Origin of the sequence: Parahoeflea alexandrii (assembly GCF_027214025.1) — a bacterium.
GTDB classification, from domain to species: Bacteria; Pseudomonadota; Alphaproteobacteria; order Rhizobiales; family Rhizobiaceae; genus Hoeflea; species Hoeflea alexandrii_A.
The window spans coordinates 737,383-758,254 of the sequence record NZ_JAPWHB010000001.1 but is presented as its reverse complement, the minus strand read 5'-3'; the positions used below and the strand labels follow the sequence as shown (position 1 = coordinate 758,254).

The 20,872-nt window shown below is 62.6% G+C and carries 16 protein-coding genes; 3 read left to right on the top strand and 13 right to left on the bottom strand.

The features are described from left to right. The first annotated feature begins 56 nt into the window (after positions 1-56). Positions 57-518, top strand: coding sequence for an Lrp/AsnC family transcriptional regulator (locus tag O4H62_RS03730; RefSeq protein WP_269385769.1), 462 nt, complete (start codon positions 57-59; stop codon positions 516-518). Positions 519-557: 39 nt separating this feature from the next. Here O4H62_RS03730 and rsmA read toward each other — a convergent pair whose 3' ends face one another. The 6 genes from rsmA to O4H62_RS03700 all read right to left on the bottom strand — a co-directional run bounded on the left by rsmA (position 558) and on the right by O4H62_RS03700 (position 8,169). After that, positions 558-1,388, bottom strand: coding sequence for a 16S rRNA (adenine(1518)-N(6)/adenine(1519)-N(6))-dimethyltransferase RsmA (gene rsmA / locus O4H62_RS03725; RefSeq protein WP_269385768.1), 831 nt, complete (start codon positions 1,386-1,388; stop codon positions 558-560). Beyond that, positions 1,388-2,434 carry a 4-hydroxythreonine-4-phosphate dehydrogenase PdxA gene (gene pdxA, locus O4H62_RS03720; RefSeq protein WP_269385767.1) on the bottom strand — a complete coding sequence of 349 codons (1,047 nt, stop codon included), beginning with the start codon at positions 2,432-2,434 and terminating at the stop codon, positions 1,388-1,390. The genes rsmA and pdxA overlap by 1 nt, the downstream gene beginning before the upstream one ends. A gap of 13 nt (positions 2,435-2,447) precedes the next feature. Beyond that, complete coding sequence (locus O4H62_RS03715; protein WP_269385766.1) at positions 2,448-3,380, bottom strand: peptidylprolyl isomerase; 933 nt, start codon at positions 3,378-3,380, stop codon at positions 2,448-2,450. Positions 3,381-3,515: 135 nt separating this feature from the next. After that, positions 3,516-5,846, bottom strand: a complete 2,331-nt coding sequence (locus O4H62_RS03710) for an LPS-assembly protein LptD (protein ID WP_269385765.1) — start codon at positions 5,844-5,846, stop codon at positions 3,516-3,518. Between the two features lie 32 nt (positions 5,847-5,878). Continuing rightward, positions 5,879-6,967 (bottom strand): LPS export ABC transporter permease LptG, encoded by a 1,089-nt coding sequence (gene lptG / locus O4H62_RS03705; RefSeq protein WP_269385764.1) that lies wholly within the window; start codon positions 6,965-6,967, stop codon positions 5,879-5,881. Continuing rightward, on the bottom strand, positions 6,964-8,169 hold the full coding sequence (locus tag O4H62_RS03700) for an LptF/LptG family permease (RefSeq protein ID WP_269385763.1): 1,206 nt from the start codon (positions 8,167-8,169) through the stop codon (positions 6,964-6,966). Before O4H62_RS03700 ends, lptG begins: the two co-directional genes overlap by 4 nt. 365 nt (positions 8,170-8,534) lie before the next feature. Between O4H62_RS03700 and O4H62_RS03695 the strand changes: the two genes are divergently transcribed. Together O4H62_RS03695 and O4H62_RS03690 are read left to right on the top strand one after the other, a co-directional pair. Further along, complete coding sequence (locus O4H62_RS03695; protein ID WP_269385762.1) at positions 8,535-10,022, top strand: leucyl aminopeptidase; 1,488 nt, start codon at positions 8,535-8,537, stop codon at positions 10,020-10,022. A gap of 199 nt (positions 10,023-10,221) precedes the next feature. After that, positions 10,222-10,671, top strand: coding sequence for a DNA polymerase III subunit chi (locus O4H62_RS03690; protein WP_269385761.1), 450 nt, complete (start codon positions 10,222-10,224; stop codon positions 10,669-10,671). Positions 10,672-10,707: 36 nt separating this feature from the next. Here O4H62_RS03690 and O4H62_RS03685 read toward each other — a convergent pair whose 3' ends face one another. The 7 genes from O4H62_RS03685 to O4H62_RS03655 form a co-directional block, all read right to left on the bottom strand. Continuing rightward, positions 10,708-11,922 carry an ABC transporter permease gene (locus O4H62_RS03685; protein WP_269385760.1) on the bottom strand — a complete coding sequence of 405 codons (1,215 nt, stop codon included), beginning with the start codon at positions 11,920-11,922 and terminating at the stop codon, positions 10,708-10,710. Continuing rightward, the gene (locus O4H62_RS03680) at positions 11,912-12,646 is read right to left on the bottom strand and encodes an ABC transporter ATP-binding protein (RefSeq protein WP_269385759.1); all 735 of its coding nucleotides are present in this window, start codon (positions 12,644-12,646) and stop codon (positions 11,912-11,914) included. The genes O4H62_RS03685 and O4H62_RS03680 overlap by 11 nt, the downstream gene beginning before the upstream one ends. Further along, on the bottom strand, positions 12,643-13,899 hold the full coding sequence (locus O4H62_RS03675) for an efflux RND transporter periplasmic adaptor subunit (protein WP_269385758.1): 1,257 nt from the start codon (positions 13,897-13,899) through the stop codon (positions 12,643-12,645). The genes O4H62_RS03680 and O4H62_RS03675 overlap by 4 nt, the downstream gene beginning before the upstream one ends. Before the next feature lie 240 nt (positions 13,900-14,139). Then, complete coding sequence (locus O4H62_RS03670) at positions 14,140-15,915, bottom strand: methyl-accepting chemotaxis protein (RefSeq protein ID WP_269385757.1); 1,776 nt, start codon at positions 15,913-15,915, stop codon at positions 14,140-14,142. A gap of 504 nt (positions 15,916-16,419) precedes the next feature. Continuing rightward, on the bottom strand, positions 16,420-17,469 hold the full coding sequence (locus O4H62_RS03665; RefSeq protein ID WP_269385756.1) for a bifunctional transcriptional activator/DNA repair enzyme AdaA: 1,050 nt from the start codon (positions 17,467-17,469) through the stop codon (positions 16,420-16,422). A gap of 106 nt (positions 17,470-17,575) precedes the next feature. Then, positions 17,576-19,456, bottom strand: a complete 1,881-nt coding sequence (locus tag O4H62_RS03660; RefSeq protein ID WP_269385755.1) for an ABC-F family ATP-binding cassette domain-containing protein — start codon at positions 19,454-19,456, stop codon at positions 17,576-17,578. A 244-nt stretch (positions 19,457-19,700) separates the two neighbouring features. Next, the gene (locus O4H62_RS03655) at positions 19,701-20,714 is read right to left on the bottom strand and encodes a zinc-binding alcohol dehydrogenase family protein (protein WP_269386299.1); all 1,014 of its coding nucleotides are present in this window, start codon (positions 20,712-20,714) and stop codon (positions 19,701-19,703) included. Positions 20,715-20,872 lie beyond the last annotated feature (158 nt).

The window sequence follows — 20,872 nt, the reverse complement described above, 5'->3', positions numbered from 1 at the left end:
GCTATTTATGCCCGGATAGAGTTCAGAATTGGCATTATCTGCCAAGGAGTTTTAAAATGGATGGCAAGGATCGCCAGATCGTCCGGGCGCTGCAAGCCAATGCCCGCATGACCAACCAGGATCTCGCCGCTGCGGTGAACCTGTCACCCTCGCCATGCCTGCGCCGGCTTCGCAACCTCGAGGACAGCGGTGTGATCCGCGGCTACAGCGTCGATGTCGACGCCAAGGCCTACGGCTTGCCAATGATGGTGTTCATCCGTATCCGGCTCGAGCGCCATACCGGCAGCCATATCCAGGAGTTCGAGGCCCGAATCAGGGCAATCGACGAAGTGCTGGAATGCCATCTGATGACCGGACCGGCGGATTACCTGCTGAGAGTCGTGGTCGCCGGTCTCGACCATTACGAGGACTTCATCCGCAACCGCATCCACGCCATCGGCGGCATCGCGTCGATCGATACGAGCATCGTCTACGGAACCATCAAGAAAACCGGCGTGTTTCCGGCGCTGCCGTCATAAGCTCAACCTGGCAGCCTGACGGGCGGCATCGCCCGATGGCTACAACGCCTCGGCCAGTGCGCAGAATTCGGCGACGCTGAGCGTCTCGGCGCGGCGCGTGGGCTCGATTCCGACCCGTTCCAGCAAGGCTTCCCCGCCCAACGGCTTCAGGCTCTGGCGCAGCATCTTGCGGCGCTGGCCGAAGGCGGCATGGGTAACGCGCTCGAGTTTCGCGAGATCGCAGGGCAGGCGCTCTTTCAGCGGTTCGAGCTGGACCACGCTCGAGGTCACCTTCGGCGGCGGCGTGAAGGCCTGTGGCGGCACGTCGAACAGGATCTCGCTGTGCGCGATCCATCCCGCCAGCACGCCGAGGCGGCCATAATGGTTCGATCCCGGCGCAGCCACGATCCGCTGCCCGACTTCCTTCTGGAACATCAGCGTCATCGACGTCCAGAACGGATGATCGACATCGGCTGTCAGCCAGTTGATCAGCAACTGCGTGCCGACATTGTAGGGCAGGTTGGCGACGATCTTGGCGGGAGCGCCGTCGGCCAGCGCCGCCAGGTCGGTCTCAAGCGCATCTCCCTCCACCACCTCGAGCCGTCCGGGATAGTGGGCGGAGATTTCGGCGAGAATCGGCAGGCAGCGCGGGTCCCGTTCGACCGCCACCACGCGGGTTGCCCCCTGCGCCAGCAACGCCCGCGTCAAACCGCCCGGGCCGGGGCCGATTTCAAACACGGTAAAGCCTTCCAGCGGGCCTGCCGACCGGGCGATCTTGGCGGTCAGGTTGAGGTCGAACAGGAAATTCTGACCAAGCGCTTTCTTCGGCGCCAGGCCGTGGGTGGCGACAACGTCGCGCAGCGGCGGCAAGCCGTCGGGTGTCGAGGCCATTATGCCCTGCTCAATGCTTGAAGGGTTGCGGATTCGATTTCGGTGTTGGCCATCCTGGCGGCAAGCTTCAGCGCCGCCACCAGGCTGTCGAAGCGCGCCTGGCCCTTGCCCGCAAGCGAAAACGCGGTCCCGTGATCCGGCGAGGTGCGGATGAAAGGCAGGCCCAGTGTCACATTGACCGAATCGTGAAAGCCCAAGGTCTTGGCCGGGATCAGCGCCTGGTCATGGTACATGCAGATGGCCGCGTCATAGCTTTCGCGGGCTTCGGCGTGAAACATGGTGTCGGCCGGGAGTGGCCCGAAGGCATCGATTCCGTCCGCCTGCAGCTCGGCGATTGCCGGCGCGATGATCTCGGCGTCCTCGCGGCCCAGCGCGCCATCCTCGCCCGCATGCGGGTTGAGCCCTGAGATGGCGATTCGCGGCGCACTCAGGCCGAAGCGGGACGCGAGATCTTGCGCGATGATGCGCGCGGTTTCCACGATCGACCGTGTGGTCAGAGCGTCGGCAACCTGCCTGAGCGGAATATGGATGGTGACCGGCGCGACCCGCAGCTTCGGCCCGGCAAGCAGCATCACCGGCATGACCGGATGGCCCGCGGTTTCGCTTGCCAGATGTGCGAGGTACTCGGTGTGCCCGGGAAAACCGAAGCCGGACTCGTAAAGCACCGATTTCGCGATCGGGTTGGTCACCACGGCGTGGGTTCTCGCCGCTGTGGTCAGCTCCACCGCCAGCCGGATGGCTTCGATGACCGCCTCCGCATTGCCCGAATCCGGCTGACCCGGTACCGCGGGCCTGGTAAGCGCCACCGGCAGCACGGGCAGGGCACTGGCGAACTTCGCCGCGGCATTTTCGGCCAAGGCTTCGACAAGCGGCACATCGAGACCGAGCAGCTTCGCCCGGTCCGCCAGCATTGCCGGATCGCCGATCATCAGGAAGGGCGGCAGTTCCAGCCGGGTGCGGTCTATCCAGGCGGCAAGAGCAAGATCCGGGCCTATTCCAGCGGGATCGCCCATGGTCAAAGCCAGCGCGCGGCGGTGCCCGGTCATGACGGGGAGATCCTTACTTGTTGGCAATAACCGCACGCTTGCGCAGTTCGGCGAGATATTTCTTGGCTTCTTCGGAGTCGCCTGTCTCTTCATTCTCGGAGCGGAACACCAGTTCAGCCGCCTTGTCGTCGGAAACGGTCTTCGCCGAGCATATGATGATGAACTCGATGCCGCGCTCCGTAATCCGCGACGTTGTCGCTCCGCCCGCCTTGGCCCGTTCGATCAGGGGTTTCCAGTCGGGCGGCAATTGCGGCTGCATGATGCGGCCGAGCTGACGCAGCGAAACGTCGCGCAGGCCGGTGATCATCGAGGCGGCACTGTCGCAGCCCTGGATTCGGCCGCGCAACTGGTCGGCTTCGCGCTTGCGGGCGTTCAGCAGGGACTGGGACCGCTTGTTGGCGGGGACCACGAACACCACCTGCTGCAGGAAATACTCCGTGGTGGTCGGCTTGTCGTTGCCCCGCTCCAGCATCTTGGAAACCAGGTCCTGGGTCGACATGCCGCCGCCGCCGATTGCACCGACGACCCGTGGCCAGCTCATCTGGACCCGGATGAAGTTCTTGAAATGCTTGGGCGTGACTCCGGCCTGGTTGAGCACCTGCGTAAGCTGCTTGGTGGACAGCTTGTTGGAGGCCGCGAAACGTTCAAACGAGGCATCGACCTGCTCATCGGAGACAAGCACGCGAATGCGCGCGGCTTCCTGAAGCTTCAGGGCTTCTTCGATCAATTGTTCCCGGGCCTTCTCGCCAAGGTTTCCGCCGGTGCGCTGCAGCCTGAGAAACGCCACCCGGCGCGCGATATCGACGCTGGTGATCGCCTGGTTGTTGACGATGATCTTGATTTCGCTTGCGGCACGCGCGGCGCTCGTCGGCACAAGCAGCAGTGGCAGCACCAGGACGAACGACAACAGCAGCCCGGTAAGGCGAAAGATCGCGGGAAAGTTCATGCTTTCTAGTCCTTTTATCCGGTCACACGGGATGTCGGCAGTCTTGCAAATCCGAAGTCGCACGTAAATGCCCATCGCATGCGGCGAAAACGAGGCGAAAACGGCAGCATCGCGCCTGTTCTGCTTCGCATCGGTCTAGAAACTGGGTTGCACCAACGGGCTTTCAATGCCGCCGGCGCCCAGGCCGCCAAGGGTACGGAAGCTCAAGCGGGCGCCAATTTTCCAGTCACGGGCATTGGCATTGCTGTCGTCCCGCGTGTTTTCGTAGGCCAGCGCAAAAGCAAAGCACTCGTCTTCGTACAACAGGCCGAACGCGTTCCTGTTGAACTTCCGGTCGACCAGGTCGTAGCTGGCCGAGGCCGCGACGCGCCAGTAGTCATGGACCTTGAGCGACGCATAACCGGTGACTTCCTTGCGGTCCTCGTCGCCGGCAACATAGGGCCGCGGCGCCTTGATCTCGGTGTAGGTCATCGAGGTGCTGACCCGGTCCCTGCTGAAACCGGCGCGGACATCGGTGCGTTCGGCGCGGAAGTCATCCTTGTCGAAGCGGGCTGAGGCGGCCAGCGAGAAGCCGTTGTAGGACACCCCGCCCATGCCGACGAAATCCGAGACACGGCCTTCAAGACCGGCATTCCGTGTTGCCTGCGAAAGATCCGGCGTGGCAAACGAGTTCAGACCGGCCAGATGATAGGACTGGCCAAACGCGGCCTGCGTCTGCAGGCCATTGTCAAAGCTGCCGGTGTAGCGAAAGCCGACATTGGCCCGGGTTCCGCCCTCGGTCCGGTCGAAGCCCGAAAACTTGTCGCGCTCGAACAGCGACGTGGTGTCGAAAACGAAGCTCTGTGCGTCTTCGTTCGGAATGCCGCCGGCCAGTTGCTCGTCGGGACGGACGAACACCTGTGCAATCGGCTCGAACACATGGCTTGATCCAGCCGCGGTCACCAGCACGGGGTAGCTTGCTTCGACACCGGCCGTCACCATGCCGCGTGCATGCGTTCCGTTGCCGGCGAAAACGCCGTTGTAGTCGGTAGGCAGCGTGTCCACATTGACCGAATTCAGATCGCCGCGCGCCGCCAGGATCGGCGTCAGGCGCAGGCCGTTCATCGCAGTGAAGGTCCGCTTCCATTCAAGTTCCGTGCTCAGTCGCGAATTGGTGCCGGCAAACCCCTTGTAACGGTCGGCAAACAGCGGATCCATTGTCGCGGCTCCGGTCCGGACCGTGATGTCGTCGGCCTTGCGCGACAGCGAGTAGCCATTGACGTTGAACGACAATTCGCCCCCGGCGACCGGGTCGGAGAAGGTGCGCGAGTAGTCGAGCGACGGATGAACCCTGGCCTGCTGCTTCTCCGTGAGATTGGTCGTCAGCGCGTTCTGAATATCGAACCTGTAGGCACGCAGGTCGAAATGGCTGCGGTTGGAAACGCCGGTCAGGTAGGCTTCGGATTTGACGGTGCTGCCCGAATACCCGGAAATCCCGTAGGTCCGGGAGAAATTGTTGTCGGTCTGCAGCATGCCGTCCCAGCCGAAAGTCCAGCGCGGATTGAAGCGGTACTGGCCTTTCGAGGCAATCATGCCGCGTCGGGTGTTGAGCGAGTCATAGGTGCCGACAGTGAAATCACCGGGATTGCGCTGGGAGATGCCCGCCATGCGCAAAGTGTGTTCGCCATTGGCGAAATTCTGCCGGAATTCGACTTCACCCAGAAAACCCTGGTTGGTGTAGCCGGTGCCCGTGAAGGTCGCGTCCATGGTGGGCGAGATGGCCCAGTAATAGGGGATGGAAACGCCGGTGCCGAGATTCTCGGCTGTCTGGTAGCTGGGCGTCAGGAAACCGCTCTTGCGTTTGGAATCATAGTCCGGAAGCTCAAGGAAGGGCAGGTAGGCGATCGGCATGCCGAAAAGTTCGAACGTTGCCTGTTCCAGTCGGATTGTCTTGGTCTCGCCGTTCTGGATCACCCGCTTGGCCTTGACCTGCCAGAAGGGCGCGCGCTCCGGATGCTTCTCGCAAGCCTCGCAGGCCGTGTAGACGCCGTTGTTGAAGGCTGTCCGTCCGCCGCCGCGTTCGGCGCTTTCCGCCGCGATGCGGGTATTGTCGGGCGTCTCGATTCGCAGCGCATTGACAAATCCATCGGCGAAATCATCGGTCACGTCGAGATTGTCGGCGTAGATACGGTTGCCGCTCGGCTCGACCATCTCGACGGACCCGAAGGCCTGCACCCTGCCGGTGTTCTGGTCGTACTCGACCCTGTCGGCAACCAGCTTGTAGTTGCCGTAGTCGATCTGAACGCCGCCGCTTGCGATGACGACGCCCGTATCGTTGTTGTAGATCAGTTCGTCGGCTGCCAGCAGCATCTTTGCGTCTTCGGCCACACTGACGCCGCCGGGCGCAACGATCTGGGCCGCGGCCCGCGGCGCAGCAAGGGAAAAAATGGTGCAAAAGGCCACGCCGGCGCACAGGACGCCAGCCAACGCATGAACTCTAGACCGGCGCACACCCGCCACTACCCGTCCTCCTTGTGGAGAAGCACTGTTGTCCCCAATGCCGAGGCGACCAACACCGGGAGCCATGCCGCCACGACAGGCGGAATGGTTCCGGCGTTCGCGAACGCCTGGATCAACTCGGAGACGACATAAAGCACGAAGCCCGCCAGGATTCCACCCAGGATGACCGTTAAAGACTGGCCAAAGCGAACAAATTTCAGCGACACCATTGCCGCTATCAGTGTCATGGCCGCCAAAAGCGCCGGAAGAGCCACCAAACGGTGGAATTGCATCTCGTAACTGGTCGCTGGAAGGCCGAATGATTTGGCCGTTGCAATTTTCCCACGCAATTCGAAAAACGGCACAGTCTCCGGTGAAGCCAATGATTCGCCAACAAATTCAGCCTTCAGGGTGGTCGGTACGTTCACCGAGTCCAGAAGCTCCACCGGCTGCGATCCGCGAATTTTCTTCACATTCGTCAGTTGCCAGACCCCATCCCCGAGCACTGCGCTCTCTGCTTCCAGACGTTCCTTGATCCGCTGGTCCTTGTCAAACAGGAAGAAGGTTGCGCCTGACAGCTTGGTGCCGCCCTCGGAACTGGCGCGGGCGCCCAGCACGGTGTCGCCTTCTTCGGTGCGCTGCCGCAGCCAGGGGGCGACATTTGTCGGACGTTGGGTGCCCAGGTTGCGTTCGACCACGATGTCCTCCGCCTTCAGCATGGCTTTGGCCGCAAGTGTGTTCAAAACGGTGACCGACAGTGCCCCGATCAGCAGGTTTGCAATGATCAGCGGGGCCAGAAACTGCCAGGCCGAAATTCCCGCCGCCCGCGTCACCACCAGTTCGTACTTGCGGTTGAGCTGCATCAGAGTGGCGATCGAGGCGACCAGGACGACAAAGGGGATGATCAGTTGCAGCACGGTGGGCAGCCGCAAGGCCGAGATCAGCAGCCCCAGCGCCACGGAGTAATCCTCGGCCCTGGAAAGCCGCCGGCTGGTTTCGTTGAAATCCACCAGCAGGATCACGAGCAGCAATCCGAGGCAGTAGGTCAGGAAAGTCGTGACATACCGGCGGAAGAAATAGCGTGAAAGGGTGGAGACCGGGACACTCATGTCGACGGCCCCTGATCCGGCTTGCCGCGCCCGCCCTGGAGCCGGTCGAACCATTGCGCGCTTATGTCCATCAGCCGGTCGTTCAACTGGGCCCAGCTCTTGGGGATGGTCAGTGTCCGGCCGGTCAGGGTGAGAAAACCGAACACCGCAATGATGACGGCCGGGATCACGTATGACAGGACCTCCATGGTCGAACTGATCCCCGACGCTTCGTTGCTGTAAAACCCGAATCCCCGGCTTCCCAGGGCGATTGCCGCGACAAGTGCGCCGTTCTGGACCTGCTCGTGACGGTTCGAGCGGGCCTTGCCAAGAAACGAGAATGCCACCAGGCCGAACGCCAGCGGATACATCCACCCCGAAAACCGCTTGACCAGCTCTTGGGCGATCAGGTTTTTCGAGGAGGTCAAGTAATGGTCGTCCGGGGCCGGATCGAGCAGGTATGATGTCGGTTGTTCGCTGGGCCTGCGCGCCGCCGAGCTGCCGGCCGGCACGAAGGCCGCCATGTCCAGCGCATAGGAAGAAAACGTCACGATCGAGATGCGGTCGTTGGACAGGTCGCGTTGCTGCAGTTCGCCGTCGACCAGAAGCAGAATGTTGGTGTCGGCGAATTCGGATTTCCGGATGACGCCGCTGCGCGCGTAATAGATGGTCTCGTTGTCGTCCGCGCGGCTGTCGGAGAGAAAGATCCCGCCCAGTTGCCCGCCGGCGAGCTTCTCGTTGACCTGAACGTAGAGCCCGTCCTCGAGCTTCATGAAGGCGCCGGAGCGCACGGCGACCGAAAACAGGTCCGACTGGGCCTGGGCCAGGACATCGTAGAGCTTGTTGTTCGACCAGGGCTCGACGAAATTGCTCACGACAAGCACCATCAGCGAGACCAGTGCCGACAGCAGCAGCACAGGCTTGAGAACGGTTGCCGGCGGAACCCCCGCCGCTTCCACAACAACCAGTTCGCTGTCCGAATTCATGCTCGAAAGGACCTGGCTGACGCCGATCAGCAAGGCGAACGGCGCCACGATCGACAGCACCGAGGGGATGAGCGTGGCGGCCAGCAGCGCGAACGCGCCAAACGCCTGTCCTGTGGTGGTCAGCACATTGACGCGCACCACCACTTGCGTGGTCATCACAAGCAGGGTGACCGCGGACAGCGACCAGAACGTCAGCATGCTCATGCGGCGGAATATGTAACGTTCAATCTGCTTCATTGCGCCTTTCCGGAGCAGGCCGAGCAGAATCGCGATTCGTTCGGCACGTTAGTGTCCCGGTTCGACCAGTCCAACCATGCACCGGCCTTATCAAATCGCAAATTGGATAATGTGTGGCAAACAAACGCGGTTAACGGTTTGTTGCGGGGTGTATCGCAATTGCAATGCCGGCTGCGCCTGGCGGTTGACGGTTTGCAGCGTGCGGCCGTGCGGTTGTGCGTAATTGCCCAATTTTCGACGCAAATCCGGTTCGTCATGGGTTGACCGGCCTTTCCCGCCGGTTCCGCCCCTCCGCTCTTGCCTTCTTCCGCGAAAACGCCAAGATCGCCAGCCACGCGAAACCATCCGAATCCATTGGAGCCGTCATGTCGATGAGCATTGAAATCAGTTTTTCCAAAACAGCAAAGATATCTGGAGGACTGGTCGTTGCCCTCGGGTCCCTGACCGAGCCCGTATCCGCTGCTGCCCGGAGTGTGGATCCGGCCGGCCAACTCGACAAGGCGGTCAAGGTCGCTGGTTTCACCGGCAAGCTGTTTTCGACCGCTGACATCATCGCTCCGGTCGATGCGCCGGCTGACCGCATCGCGCTGGTGGGGGCAGGCGATCCCGGCAAGCTGACCGCGCATGAATGGATGCGGGTTGGCGGCAAGATGGTCGCCCTGATCCGCAAGGCCGAAAAGATGACGGTGGTCCTGGGAGACACCGGCGCAACGTCGCCCGAGGCGGCTGCCGACATGGCGCTGGGGCTGCTGATGCGGGCCTATTCGTTCGATCTCTACAAGACGAAGAAGTCCGAGGACGATGAGAACGGCTCGCGCAAGCTCACCGTCGTCATTCAGCACGATGACGCGGCTGGCTGCAAGAAGGCCTTCGCCAGCCGGCAGGCCGTCGCTGATGGGGTGAAGCTGGCCCGCGATCTGGTCAATGAGCCGGCCAACGTGCTCGGCCCGGTCGAGTTCGCCGCCCGCGCCAAGGATCTGGAGGCGCTCGGCGTTGAGGTCGAGATCCTCACCGAGAAGGAAATGAAGAAGCTCAAGATGGAGGCGCTGCTCGGCGTCTCACTCGGCTCCGTCCGCCCGCCGCGCATGGCGATCATGAAATGGCAGGGCGGCAAGCCCAAGGACAAGCCGCTGGCCTTCGTCGGCAAGGGCGTGGTCTTCGACACCGGCGGCATCTCGATAAAGCCCGCCGCCGGCATGGAGGACATGAAGGGTGACATGGGCGGCGCGGCCGCCGTCACCGGCCTGATGCACACGCTCGCCGCCCGCAAGGCAAAGGTCAACGCCATCGGCATCATCGGGCTGGTCGAGAACATGCCCGACGGCGCCGCCCAGCGTCCGGGCGACATCGTCCGCTCGATGTCGGGCCAGACCATCGAGATCATCAACACCGATGCCGAAGGGCGCCTGGTGCTGTGCGATGCGCTGACCTATTGCCAGGACCGCTTCAAGCCCGAGATCATGATCAACCTGGCCACGCTCACCGGCGCCGTGATGGTGGCGCTCGGCCAGCATCATGCAGGATTGTTCTCGAACGACGACAAATTGTCCGAGGCGCTGAGCAAGGCGGGCGATGTGACCCAGGAGCGGGTCTGGCGCCTGCCGCTCGATCCGGCCTACGACAAGATGATCGACTCCAAGTTCGCCGACATGAAGAACACCGGCGGCCGCTACGCCGGATCGATCACCGCGGCGCAGTTCCTCAAGCGCTTCGTCGGCGACACGCCCTGGGCGCATCTCGATATCGCCGGTACCGCCATGGGCTCGCCGTCCACCGACATCAACCAGTCCTGGGCGTCGGGCTTCGGCGTGAGGCTTCTCGACGAGCTGGTGCGCGCCAACTACGAGGGCTAGGTCCTGTGGACAGTTATGGTTGCGGTGCTGGTTTGGTCAGAATGGGTCAGGGTCGTAGCCTGAGGAGGAAGGACATGCCGAGCATATTCGACGACGAAGGCTGCGGCCATGGGCGATTCTGGCCAAATCCCACGCAAGTCGGGCTTGCACGCCTCGTCATCACCACAACCATAACAGTCCACAGGACCTAGGGCAGCTCATGGCCGAGGTGCTGTTCTATCATCTGACCGAGTCGCGGCTCGAGGACGCGCTGCCGCCGCTGCTCGAGAAAAGCCTTGAGCGCGGCTGGCGGGTGTCGGTGCACCTGAGCAGCGAGGAACGCTGTGCGGCGCTCGACGCGCACCTGTGGACCTGGCGCGAGGAGAGCTTCCTGCCGCACGGCAACGCGCAATCGCCCCATGCCGAGCGGCAGCCGGTGCTCCTCACGCTCGAGGCCGAGGCTGCGAATGGCGCCACCGTCCGCTTCGTCGCCGATGGCGCCGACGTTCCCGCACTTGAGGGCGTGGAGCGGCTGGTGATGATGTTCGATGGCCATGACCAGGTCCAGCTCGACGCGGCCCGCGCCCAGTGGAAGATCCTCAAGGCCGGTGGCCATACGCTGACCTACTGGCAGCAGACACCGGACCGCCGCTGGGAGAAGAAGGCTTAGGTCTCCCGGCTCCGGGCTTATCCCCGCAAGGGCCGCCTATTGATGCCGCAGGGCCTCGATCGGGTCCATCCGCGCGGCCCGGCGCGCCGGGAAGTAGCCGAACAGGATGCCGACCAGCGCCGAGAACAGGAAGGCGGCCAGCACGATGGTCGCGTCCGGCGCGAAGGGGATCGACAGAAGCCGCGAGCCCAGAAGCCCGAGCGCCAGCCCCAAGACGATGCCGATCAGCCCGCCTATCAGCGACAGCACGATCGCCTCGACCAGGAACTGCAGCAGCACCTGGCTCTCGGTTGCGCCCACGGCCAGCCGGATGCCGATCTCGCGGGTGCGTTCGGTCACCGAGACCAGCATGATGTTCATGATGCCGATGCCGCCGACCAACAGGCTGACGGCGGCGACGGCCGAAAGCAGCCCGGTCAGCACGCTGGTGATTCCGGTCAGCATCGAGCTGATCTGCTTCATGTCGAAGACGTTGAAATCGTCCTCCTCGAACGGACCGATCCGCCGCCGCTCGCGCATCAGGCCTTCGATGTCGGCTTTTCCCTTCTCTGTGGAAATCCCGGTACGGATCGAGGCAAAGATCATCGAGACGTCCTGGTTGCCCGATATCCGGCGCTGGAAGGCCTTGATCGGGATCAGGACGATGTCGTCCTGGTCTGTGCCGAAGCTTGAAGCGCCCTTGACCTCGAGTGTGCCGATGACCCGGCAGGAAATCTGCTTCAACCGTATGCTGGCGCCCAGCGGACTGCCGTTGCCGAACAGCTTCTGCCGCACGGTGTCTCCGAGAATGCAGGCGGAGGAGCCGGTTCGCTGTTCGCTCTCGTAAAACGACCGGCCGCTGCCGAGCGCCCAGTCGCGGGCGGTCAGGTAGCGGTTGTCAGTCCCGGTGACCGTGGTCGTGTAGTTCACATTGCCGAAGATGGCCGTCATCGATCGCGAATTGCTCGGGGCCGCCACAGCGACGCTGGCGATCTGCTGTTCGATCGCATCGACATCCTTCATTGTCAGGCTTGCAGTACTGCCGCCCACACCAGAGCCTGGACCGCGCGATGGCTGCCCGGGCCGGATCATCAGCAGGTTGGTTCCCAGCGTGGAGACGTCGGCCTCCACCTGATCGGTCGAGCCTTGCCCGACCGTGACCATGGCAATGACGGCCGCGACGCCGATGACGATGCCCAGCACCGTCAGGAAGGACCGGAACGCATTGCGCAGGATGGCCTGCAATGCCAGCCGTATGGCTTCATACAGCATCGCCTGCCACCTTCTTGTTCTTGTTGTCCGATTCGATCCGTCCGTCGAGGAAATGCACCATCCGGTCGGCATATTCGGCCATGTCGGGCTCGTGCGTGACCATCAGGATGGTGATGCCGTCGTTGCGGTTGAGGCCAGTCAGCAGGTCCATGATTTCATGGCTTCTTGCGGTGTCGAGGTTGCCTGTCGGTTCGTCCGCCAGGATCACGTCCGGATTGGTGACGATCGCCCGGGCGATCGCCACGCGTTGCTGCTGGCCACCCGACAATTGCGAGGGGTAGTGGTCCTCGCGCCCCGCGAGGCCGACCTTGGCGAGCGCCTCCCGCGCCAGCTGCCTTCGCTTCGTGCCGGCCATGCCCTGATAGATCAGCGGCAGCTCGACATTGTCCAGTGCGGATGTCCGGGCCAGCAGGTTGTAGCCCTGGAAGACGAAGCCGAGGAAGCTCCGGCGCAACAGCGCCAGCTGGTCGCGGCTCAGGTGGTCGACCGCCGCGCCGCCGAAAAAATAGTGTCCCGCGGTTGGCTTGTCGAGGAAGCCGAGGATGTTCATGGCGGTCGACTTTCCCGAACCGCTTGGCCCCATGATGGCGACGAATTCACCCGCATTGACGTCCATGTCGATGCCGCGCAGGGCCCGGACTTCAGCGTCGCCCGCGCCGTAGATCTTCGTGATCCCCTGGAGCTGAATCAGCGGTCGGGAGGCCGAAGCCGTGACCGTGTTCATTCCTGCGCCAGATCTGTGATCACCAGATCGCCTTCGGCTACATCCCCTTCGCGGATCTCGGTCTTCTCGCCATCGGTTTCGCCGGGCAGAACGGGCACTGCAACGGCTTGCCCGTCGCGCAGTATCCAGATGCTGCGATGGCCATCTGCATCGGTCTGGCCGGCCGGGGAGGCGAGCCGCCCCGGCGCGTTTCTGAACAGCATTCCCAGCAAGCCACTGCCGCCGTTCTGCTCCTCTACGGCCGGAGGCGCGAACCGCAGCGCGGCATTGGCAATGGCCCGCGTATCCCTGATTTCAGCCACCTTGATGTCCGCCGTCGCCGTCATGCCGGGGCGCAGCAGCAGATCCGCGTTGTCGATCGACAGGATCGCCTCATAGGTGACAACGCCATCGACGGTCTTCGGGGCAAACCGCAATTCGGAGATGACCGCGGGGAATGTCCGCCCCTGATAGGCTTCGACGGTGAAAGCTGCTTCGTTTCCGACCTTCACCTTGCCGATGTCGGCCTCGTCGATATCGACCCGCAGCTCCATGTTCTTGAGATCGGCGGCGAGCGTGAACAGCACCGGCGCCTGCAGCGACGAGGCGACGATCTGGCCGACTTCGACATTGCGCCCCAGCACCACGCCATCGATCGAGGAACAGATGCAGGCCTTGGCCAGGTTGGCTTCATTGATTTTCAGGTTGGCCTCGGACACCCGGATATCGGCTTCCGCGCTCTTCAACGCGGCCTTGGCGCGATCGAGTGCGGCTTTCGCCTTGAGCAGCCCCTCGAGCGTGGTCACCTTCTTTTGTTCGAGCAGCAGCGCGCGCTCGTAATTGTCATTCATTTCATTGAGCGTGGCTGTCGCTTCGGCCATCCGGGCCTTGCTGGCGGTCAGCGAGGCCTTGCTCAGTTCGACATTGGCTTCCAGCTTGTCGGTATCGAGGCGCGCCAGGATCTGGCCCTTCGTGACAAGGTCATTGTAATCGGCTTCCACCGACCGGATTGTCCCGGAAAGCTCGCTTGAAATCTCCACCAGGTCGGTCGGCTCCACCGTGCCCGTGGCGGTCACCTGAACGACAATGTCGGTCCGTACGACCGGCTGCGTGATGTAGAGCGGCTGGGCCTGCCTGGAACCGGAATTCCACCACAACCACAGTCCGGCAGCGACGGCAACCAGTACCAGTCCCCATCCTGCCCGGCGCCAGAGCGATGGGCCGCCGTTTGCAGCTTTGACGATTGTCTCAATGTCGGTTTTGGAGGGTGCCATGTGGAAATCCCGTTGTTGCGAGTTCCTTATCATCCCAGTCTGCGCTAGCCGTTGACATGGGTCAATTCGGGCGTTTTGGTGCCTTCCCCCGTTTGGAGCCGTCTTGAGGCAACATCGGACGATGTCGCCATTGTCCACTCTGGTGTTGGCAGGCAGGACAAGGAAAAGGCCCCTGGACGACAATCCAGGAGCCTTTGTGAGTCTTCGGTCCAGAGTCTTTTGCAGGCTTTCAGGCCATGCTCAAAACTCTTCCCAATCCGACATATCGACAGCCGCGTTGCCGTTGAAGGCGGGGCGCTGCCGAGCGGTTGCCTTCGGGGCAGGCGATGCGCGGTCTGCGCTGGCAACCCTTGGAGCGCTTTGAACAGCCCCGGCGTCAAGCTTGAACCGCGAAAGCAGCTGGAACAGCGAGGCGGCTTCCTGGGCGAGGCCGTGGCTTGCCGCCGTCGACTGCTCGACCATCGCGGCATTCTGCTGGGTTCCCTGATCCATCGCGTTGACCGCGGTGTTGATCTCGTTAAGGCCGGTCGACTGCTCGCGCGATCCGGTGACGATCGCCTCGACATTGGCGTTGATCTGCTTGACCTGTTCGACGATGTTGGCGAGAGCCTCGCCGGTTTCGCCGACAAGCGTCACACCGGTCTTGACCTGGTCGCCCGAGGCGGTGATCAGGCCCTTGATCTCCTTGGCGGCCGTTGCTGTGCGCTGGGCCAGTTCACGCACTTCCTGGGCGACGACCGCGAAGCCGCGGCCCGCTTCGCCGGCACGGGCGGCCTCGACGCCTGCGTTGAGCGCAAGCAGGTTGGTCTGGAAAGCGATGTCATCGATCACGTTGATGATGTTGGTGATCGCCTTCGAGGAGTTCTCGATTTCCGCCATGGCGACCACGGCCTTCTCGACAACTTCGCCCGACGTTTCGGCATCTTTCTTGGTCTTGGAAACCAGTGCTCCGGCTTCCTCGGCGCGCTGGCTGGAGGAGGCGACCGTCTTGGTGATTTCCTCGAGTGCCGCTGCGGTTTCCTCGACGGAAGCAGCCTGGTTCTCGGTTCTCTTGGCAAGGTCGTCAGCTGAGGCGCGGATTTCTTCCGAGCCGTTGGAGATCATTCTGGCGTTTTCGGAAACCGAATGCATCGCGTCGCAAAGCCCCTTGCTGGCCTTGTTGAAGTTGATGCGCAACGGTTCCAGCGCAGGCTGGTAAGGAGTGCTGATCTGAACGGTCAGGTCACCCTCGGCCATGCGTTCAAGCCCCTGTGATAGCGAAATGACATTGTTGACGCGCTCGGTCACATCGGTCGCGAACTTGACGACCTTGAAGGGTTTTCCGTCCGCGTCGAGAATCGGATTGTAGGAGGCCTGGATATGGACATGGCTTCCTCCCTTGCCGATCCGCAGAAACTCGTCGGAGATAAATTCCCCGGCGCCGAGTTTCTTCCAGAATTCGACATAGTCGGCGCTGCGTGTATAGGCCGGTTCGCAGAACATCCGGTGATGCTTGCCCTTGATCTCGGCAAGGCTGTAGCCCAGCGTCTTGAGGAAATTGTCGTTGGCGGTGATGATCGTGCCGTCCAGTTCGAACTCAATCACCGCCTGTGCACGGGAAATGGCGTTGATCTTGCCATTGTCTTCCGCTGCCTTGAGCTTCTGCGCTGTCACGTCGGTGGCGAACTTGATCACCTTGTAGGGCTTGCCGCCGCGGAACACCGGGTTGTAAGTGGCCTCGATCCAGATCTCGTCGCCGTTCTTGGCAATGCGCTTGTACTGCGCCCTGTCATACTCGCCCCGGCCAAGCTTCTTCCAGAATTCCGCATAGGCAGGCGTGGACACTTCCTCGGGATCGACGAAGATCCGATGATGCTTGCCTTTGATTTCCGACAATTCGTAACCAAGTGCTTGGCAGAAGTTCTCGTTGGCGTCGAGCACCTTGCCGGTCAAATCGAACTCGATCACGGCCAGTGACTTTTTCAGTGCCTTGATGATATTCTTGTCGTCAGAGCCGACGATGCTCGGGAAGCTCATTGCGTTGATCCTAAGAAGTTACAACTAGCCTTGTGACCTGCACGGCGTTCTGCCGTGTGGAAATCGGTGAATTGTATCGGGGGCGGCGTTCGATGCTTCATGCATCAGTAATATTGCATTTGTCTCATGCATCAGTTGCCGAAAAGTTAATGAGATATCATATTAGAAATGCTAAATATTGAGGTGTGTTTTAGGGGGCAGACAAGTTGTGCTCGCAACCGATTTGATGGAGGTGCGGATCCGGCTTGCCATTTAATGGCGTTTGGCCCCTGCAAGCATGCACTCCGCGTCGAAGCTGAAGATCGGTGTTTGATCTGCCGGATATGCAGCGGCCGAGAAGCGGCAGACGTCTAGAAAAACAACGGCCGCAACGGCGTGGGCGGAGCATTTCCGGCGACTGGCGCCGCGGAGGTCGCTGGCGTGCCCTTTCAATCCCCAGAAACGAATGATGCCCGGGAAGCCCGTATGATCCTTCTCTCGTTGGCGCCGGTCGATCGGCAATGCTCAGGCGTATTGGCGCTCGATCTCGATCAGCTTCTGCTTGCGCCACAATCCGCCGCCGTAACCGGTCAGAGATCGGTCGGCGCCAAGCACGCGGTGGCATGGCACCAGAAGCGCGATCTGGTTTGCGCCATTGGCGCGCGCCACCGCCCGGACTGCGGATGGTCGTCCGATACCCGTTGCTATCTCGCTGTAGCTTCGGATCTCACCTGCCGGGATGTCAACGAGCGCATGCCAGACGGTCTTGGTGAAATCGCTGCCGTGAAAGGCCAATGGCACGCTGAAACGGGCGCTGCGGCCGGAGAAATAGGCGTCGAGTTCGACCTCCAGACGGTCCAGCGGCGCCTGGCGGCCAAACCCGATCCTGCCCTTGAAGACCTGGTGCATCCGGCGCAGTTCGGCGGGCAGGGCCTTGCGGTCGGCGAATTCGAGAAGGTGCAGATGGGTCTGGTCGCCGAGCGCGATCATGGCTCCGAGCGGCGTATCGATATAGTCGGCCCTGACCAGCGCCTCGGAGGAGAAACTGCCCGGCGGCTTGCCCATCAGCCGGGCGAAGGCCTCGCGAAAGGCGCTTGCCGACCCGAAGCCGGCATCGATCTGCGCCTCGATCACCTTGCCGCCGCCCGACAGCGCCACATGCGTGTTGCGCAGCCGCTCGAGCCTTGCCATTTCCAGGAAGGTCATGCCGAAATGTTGGTTGAAGGATCGGCGCACCCTGGAGGGATCAAGCCCCATGCGGATGATGTCGGGTTCTTTCCAGCGGTGGCCCTTGCGCTCCGAGAGTGCCGCAAGCAGCGCCTTGACCGCCGGATCGGCTTCGGCGGCGGGCGCCAGCGGATGGCATCGCCTGCAGGCTCTGAACCCGGCCTGGATGCAGGCGCCGGCGCTTGCATAGAAGGTGCAGTTCTCCGGCCGCGGCTTGCGTGCCGGGCAGGTCAGCCGGCAGAACACGCCGGTCGACGACACTCCGACATAGGCGCGCCCATCATAAGCCGGGTCGCGCTGCAGCAGCGCCTGGTAAAGGGTGGCGGGATCGGGCAGGTCGAACAACATGGCGGCAGCCTAACGCCGCCGCTGCCGTCCGTCAGCCTGATTTCGGGCGCCTATTCGGATTTCTTCCGCCCTGTCGCCATGGCGGTCGGGGAAGCTGGCTTGCGCCTTATTCCGGCGTTTCGGCTTCCTCGACCTGGCTGGTCAGCAGCAGCCAGTCTTCCTCGGCCTTGGCCAGTTCCGCCGCCCGTTCGCCGCGCTGCTTGGTTTTCTGGGCGATCTTGTAGGGCGCATCGGCGAACTGCGCCGGGTTTGCAAGCTCGGCGTCAAGAGACTGAATCTGTTTGCCAAGCCGTTCGACCAAGGCCTCGTAATCCTTGAGTTTTTTCTTCATCGGCGCGAGATCGGCACGGGCCTGGGCCGCCTGCTTGCGCTTCTCGGCCTTGGAGCCGCCGTCGCTGTCGCCGCCCTTCTTGCCCTTGCCCGAAGATCCCACCACTTCCTGGCGGTAGTCTTCCAGGTCGCCGTCAAACGCACTCACTGTGCCGTCCTTGACGATCCACAGCCGGTCGACCGTGGCTTCGATCAGGTGCCGGTCGTGGCTGATCAGGATGACCGCGCCGGGGAAGTCGTTGAGCGCCCGGATCAGCGCCGCGCGGCTGTCAATGTCGAGGTGGTTGGTCGGCTCGTCGAGGATCATCAGGTTGGGCGCGTGAAACGCCGAAAGGCCCATCAGCAGCCGCGCCTTTTCGCCACCGGAGAGATCCTTGGCCGGGGTGTTCATCTTTTCCGCCGTCAGGCCCATCTGCGCCACCCGGGCGCGGACCCGGGCTTCCTGCGCGTCCGGCATCAGCGCCCTGACATGGGCGACAGCCGATTCATTCGGCCTCAGATCGTCCATCTGGTGCTGGGCGAAAAAGCCGGTCTTGAGCTGCGGCGCGGTGCGGATCAGGCCGTCTTCGGCCTCGAGCCGCCCGGCGATGAACTTTGCGAAGGTCGACTTGCCGTTGCCGTTGGAGCCGAGCAGCGCGATGCGGTCGTCGGCGTCGATCCTCAGGTCCAGCCGCTTGAGGATCGGTGAACCCGGCGTGTAGCCGACGGAGCCGCCCTCGATGGCGATGATCGGCGAGGCGACGCCGCGGTCGGGCCGCGGAAACGAGAAGCCCCGGACATTGTTCTCGATCACCGCATCGACGGTGCCCATCTTTTCCAGCGCCTTGAGCCGCGACTGCGCCTGGCGCGCCTTCGAGGCCTTGGCGCGGAAACGCTCGACAAAGGCTTCCATGTGCTTGCGAGCAGCCAGGCTCTTCTCGCGAGCCTTCATCTGGTGTTCGTCGCGTTCGGCTTTCTGCCGCTCGAACTGGTCGAAGCCGCCGCGGTAGAAGGTCAGCTTCTTCTGGTCGAGGTGAACAATCGCGTTGGCCGCGGTGTTTAAGAGATCGCGGTCATGGCTGATGATCAGCACGGTATGCGGATAGCGGCGGATATACTCTTCCAGCCACAAGGTGCCTTCAAGGTCGAGATAGTTGGTCGGCTCGTCGAGCAGCAGCAGGTCCGGTTCCGAGAACAGCACCGAGGCCAGTGCTACACGCATCCGCCAGCCGCCCGAGAAGCTTGACGCTGGCCGCTGCTGCGCATCCTGGTCGAAGCCGAGACCCGCCAGGATCGAGGAGGCGCGCGCTTCGGCCGAATGGGCGTCGATGTCGACCAGACGGGTCTGGATCTCGGCGATGCGGTTGGGGTCGGTCGCGGTTTCCGCTTCCTTCATCAGCCGGCTGCGTTCGAGATCGGCGCGCAGCACGATCTCGACCAGCGCGGTGTCCTCGGCCGGCGCTTCCTGCGCCACCTGGCCGATGCGGGTGTTCTTCGGGATCGAGACATGGCCGGTCTCGCTCGCCATCTCGCCGGTGATGATCTTGAACAGCGTCGACTTGCCGGCGCCGTTCGGGCCCACAAGCCCGGCCTTGATGCCGGCGGGCAGCGCCAGCGACGCACTGTCAATCAAAAGCCGCCCGGCGATGCGTGCGGAAAGGTCTGTAATCGTAAGCATGGCGGCTTCTTGGCCGTAACTGTGCCGATTTGCAAGCAAAGATGGGCGAGGCGGCGCAACTTGCGGAAAAAAGCCGGGCTGCCCGGCGTCCGGTGTGATCGTCCGGCAACGCATTCGACCTGCGCCGCCGGTCCGATTACCTACAGCGCCGCGCATCCAATTGGATGCGCAAAGGACGCTGTAGCACTTTGAAATGATGCATGTTCGTTATCGCTCAATTGAATCCAATTGAGCGCGACATGCATTAGTCGAGCGTGATCATGGCCTTGATCAGCCCATGCTTGTCATGTGCCCAGCGCGGCAGATCCTCTATGACCTTCTCGAAGTCGGTCCGGTGGGTGATGATCTGCCCAAGCGGGATCTTGCCGGCCTTGAGCGCCGCGATCACGGTGCGGAAATCCTCCGACGTCGCGTTGCGGCTGCCGATCAGGCTCATTTCCCGCTTGTGGAACTCCGGATCGGAAAACGCCACGGTCTCGTTGACGACGCTGACCAGCACGTAGCGTCCGCCATGCGCCACCCTCGTAAATCCGGCCTGGATCGACGCCAGGTTCCCGGTGGCATCAAACACCGCATCAAAGCCGTCGCCGCTGGTGATGCGGCTGACTTCCGCCTCGGCCCCGTCGCCGGCCCGGATCGGGTGGCATCCCGCGGCGATCTGGCAGGCTTCCGCCAGCCGGCCGGGATCCAGATCCAGGATCGAGACCTCGGCGCCCGCAAGTTTGGCAAAGATGGCAACGCCCAGCCCGATCGGACCGGCGCCGGCCACCAGCACACGGTCTTCAGGCCCGACGGCGCCGCGACGCACGGCATGGGCGCCGATGGCCAGAAATTCCACGGTCGCGCAGGCGTCAAGCGACAGGCCTTCCGAGCGCACCAGATTGATCTCGGGAAGGCAGATTTCCTCGCACATGCCGCCGTCGCGATGCACGCCGAGAACCGCAATTGCCGTGCAGCAGTTGGGTTTGCCTCTGCGGCACGCCCGACATTGGCCGCAAGAGAGATAGGGATTGACGATCACATGCTCGCCGACGGCAAAGGCGCTGTCCGGTCCGGTCTCGACGATCTCCGCCGCCAGTTCGTGACCCATGACCCTGGGATAGGCCAGAAACGGATGCTTGCCTTCGAAAATGTGGAAATCGGTGCCGCAGATGCCGATCCGCCGGATCCTGACCCGAACCTCGGCGTCGCCGCGTGCGGGGCGGTCGGCCATCCGGATTTCGAGGTGGCCGGGGTTGGTGCAGGCAACGCTTTTCATCTGAGGCATTGGGTGGACGCTTTTCGGCTCAGTGGACGGGAATGCTTCCGCCGGACTTTGATGAAGTTGGACCCATCAGGCAAGTCCAATGAAGAAAGTCTTCAAATATGGGGGGGTGGCTTCGGAGGACGTCGCAATCGCCGCCTGCGCGCACGAAA

Bases quoted from the DNA above. Each gene is read 5' to 3' on its own strand.
- O4H62_RS03730 (WP_269385769.1), top strand. From the start codon at position 57: ATGGATGGCAAGGATCGCCAGATCGTCCGGGCGCTGCAAGCCAATGCC.
- rsmA (WP_269385768.1), bottom strand. From the start codon at position 1,388: ATGGCCTCGACACCCGACGGCTTGCCGCCGCTGCGCGACGTTGTCGCC.
- pdxA (WP_269385767.1), bottom strand. From the start codon at position 2,434: ATGACCGGGCACCGCCGCGCGCTGGCTTTGACCATGGGCGATCCCGCT.
- O4H62_RS03715 (WP_269385766.1), bottom strand. From the start codon at position 3,380: ATGAACTTTCCCGCGATCTTTCGCCTTACCGGGCTGCTGTTGTCGTTC.
- lptG (WP_269385764.1), bottom strand. From the start codon at position 6,967: ATGAGTGTCCCGGTCTCCACCCTTTCACGCTATTTCTTCCGCCGGTAT.
- O4H62_RS03700 (WP_269385763.1), bottom strand. From the start codon at position 8,169: ATGAAGCAGATTGAACGTTACATATTCCGCCGCATGAGCATGCTGACG.
- O4H62_RS03695 (WP_269385762.1), top strand. From the start codon at position 8,535: ATGTCGATGAGCATTGAAATCAGTTTTTCCAAAACAGCAAAGATATCT.
- O4H62_RS03690 (WP_269385761.1), top strand. From the start codon at position 10,222: ATGGCCGAGGTGCTGTTCTATCATCTGACCGAGTCGCGGCTCGAGGAC.
- O4H62_RS03685 (WP_269385760.1), bottom strand. From the start codon at position 11,922: ATGCTGTATGAAGCCATACGGCTGGCATTGCAGGCCATCCTGCGCAAT.
- O4H62_RS03680 (WP_269385759.1), bottom strand. From the start codon at position 12,646: ATGAACACGGTCACGGCTTCGGCCTCCCGACCGCTGATTCAGCTCCAG.
- O4H62_RS03675 (WP_269385758.1), bottom strand. From the start codon at position 13,899: ATGGCACCCTCCAAAACCGACATTGAGACAATCGTCAAAGCTGCAAAC.
- O4H62_RS03670 (WP_269385757.1), bottom strand. From the start codon at position 15,915: ATGAGCTTCCCGAGCATCGTCGGCTCTGACGACAAGAATATCATCAAG.
- O4H62_RS03665 (WP_269385756.1), bottom strand. From the start codon at position 17,469: ATGTTGTTCGACCTGCCCGATCCCGCCACCCTTTACCAGGCGCTGCTG.
- O4H62_RS03660 (WP_269385755.1), bottom strand. From the start codon at position 19,456: ATGCTTACGATTACAGACCTTTCCGCACGCATCGCCGGGCGGCTTTTG.
- O4H62_RS03655 (WP_269386299.1), bottom strand. From the start codon at position 20,714: ATGAAAAGCGTTGCCTGCACCAACCCCGGCCACCTCGAAATCCGGATG.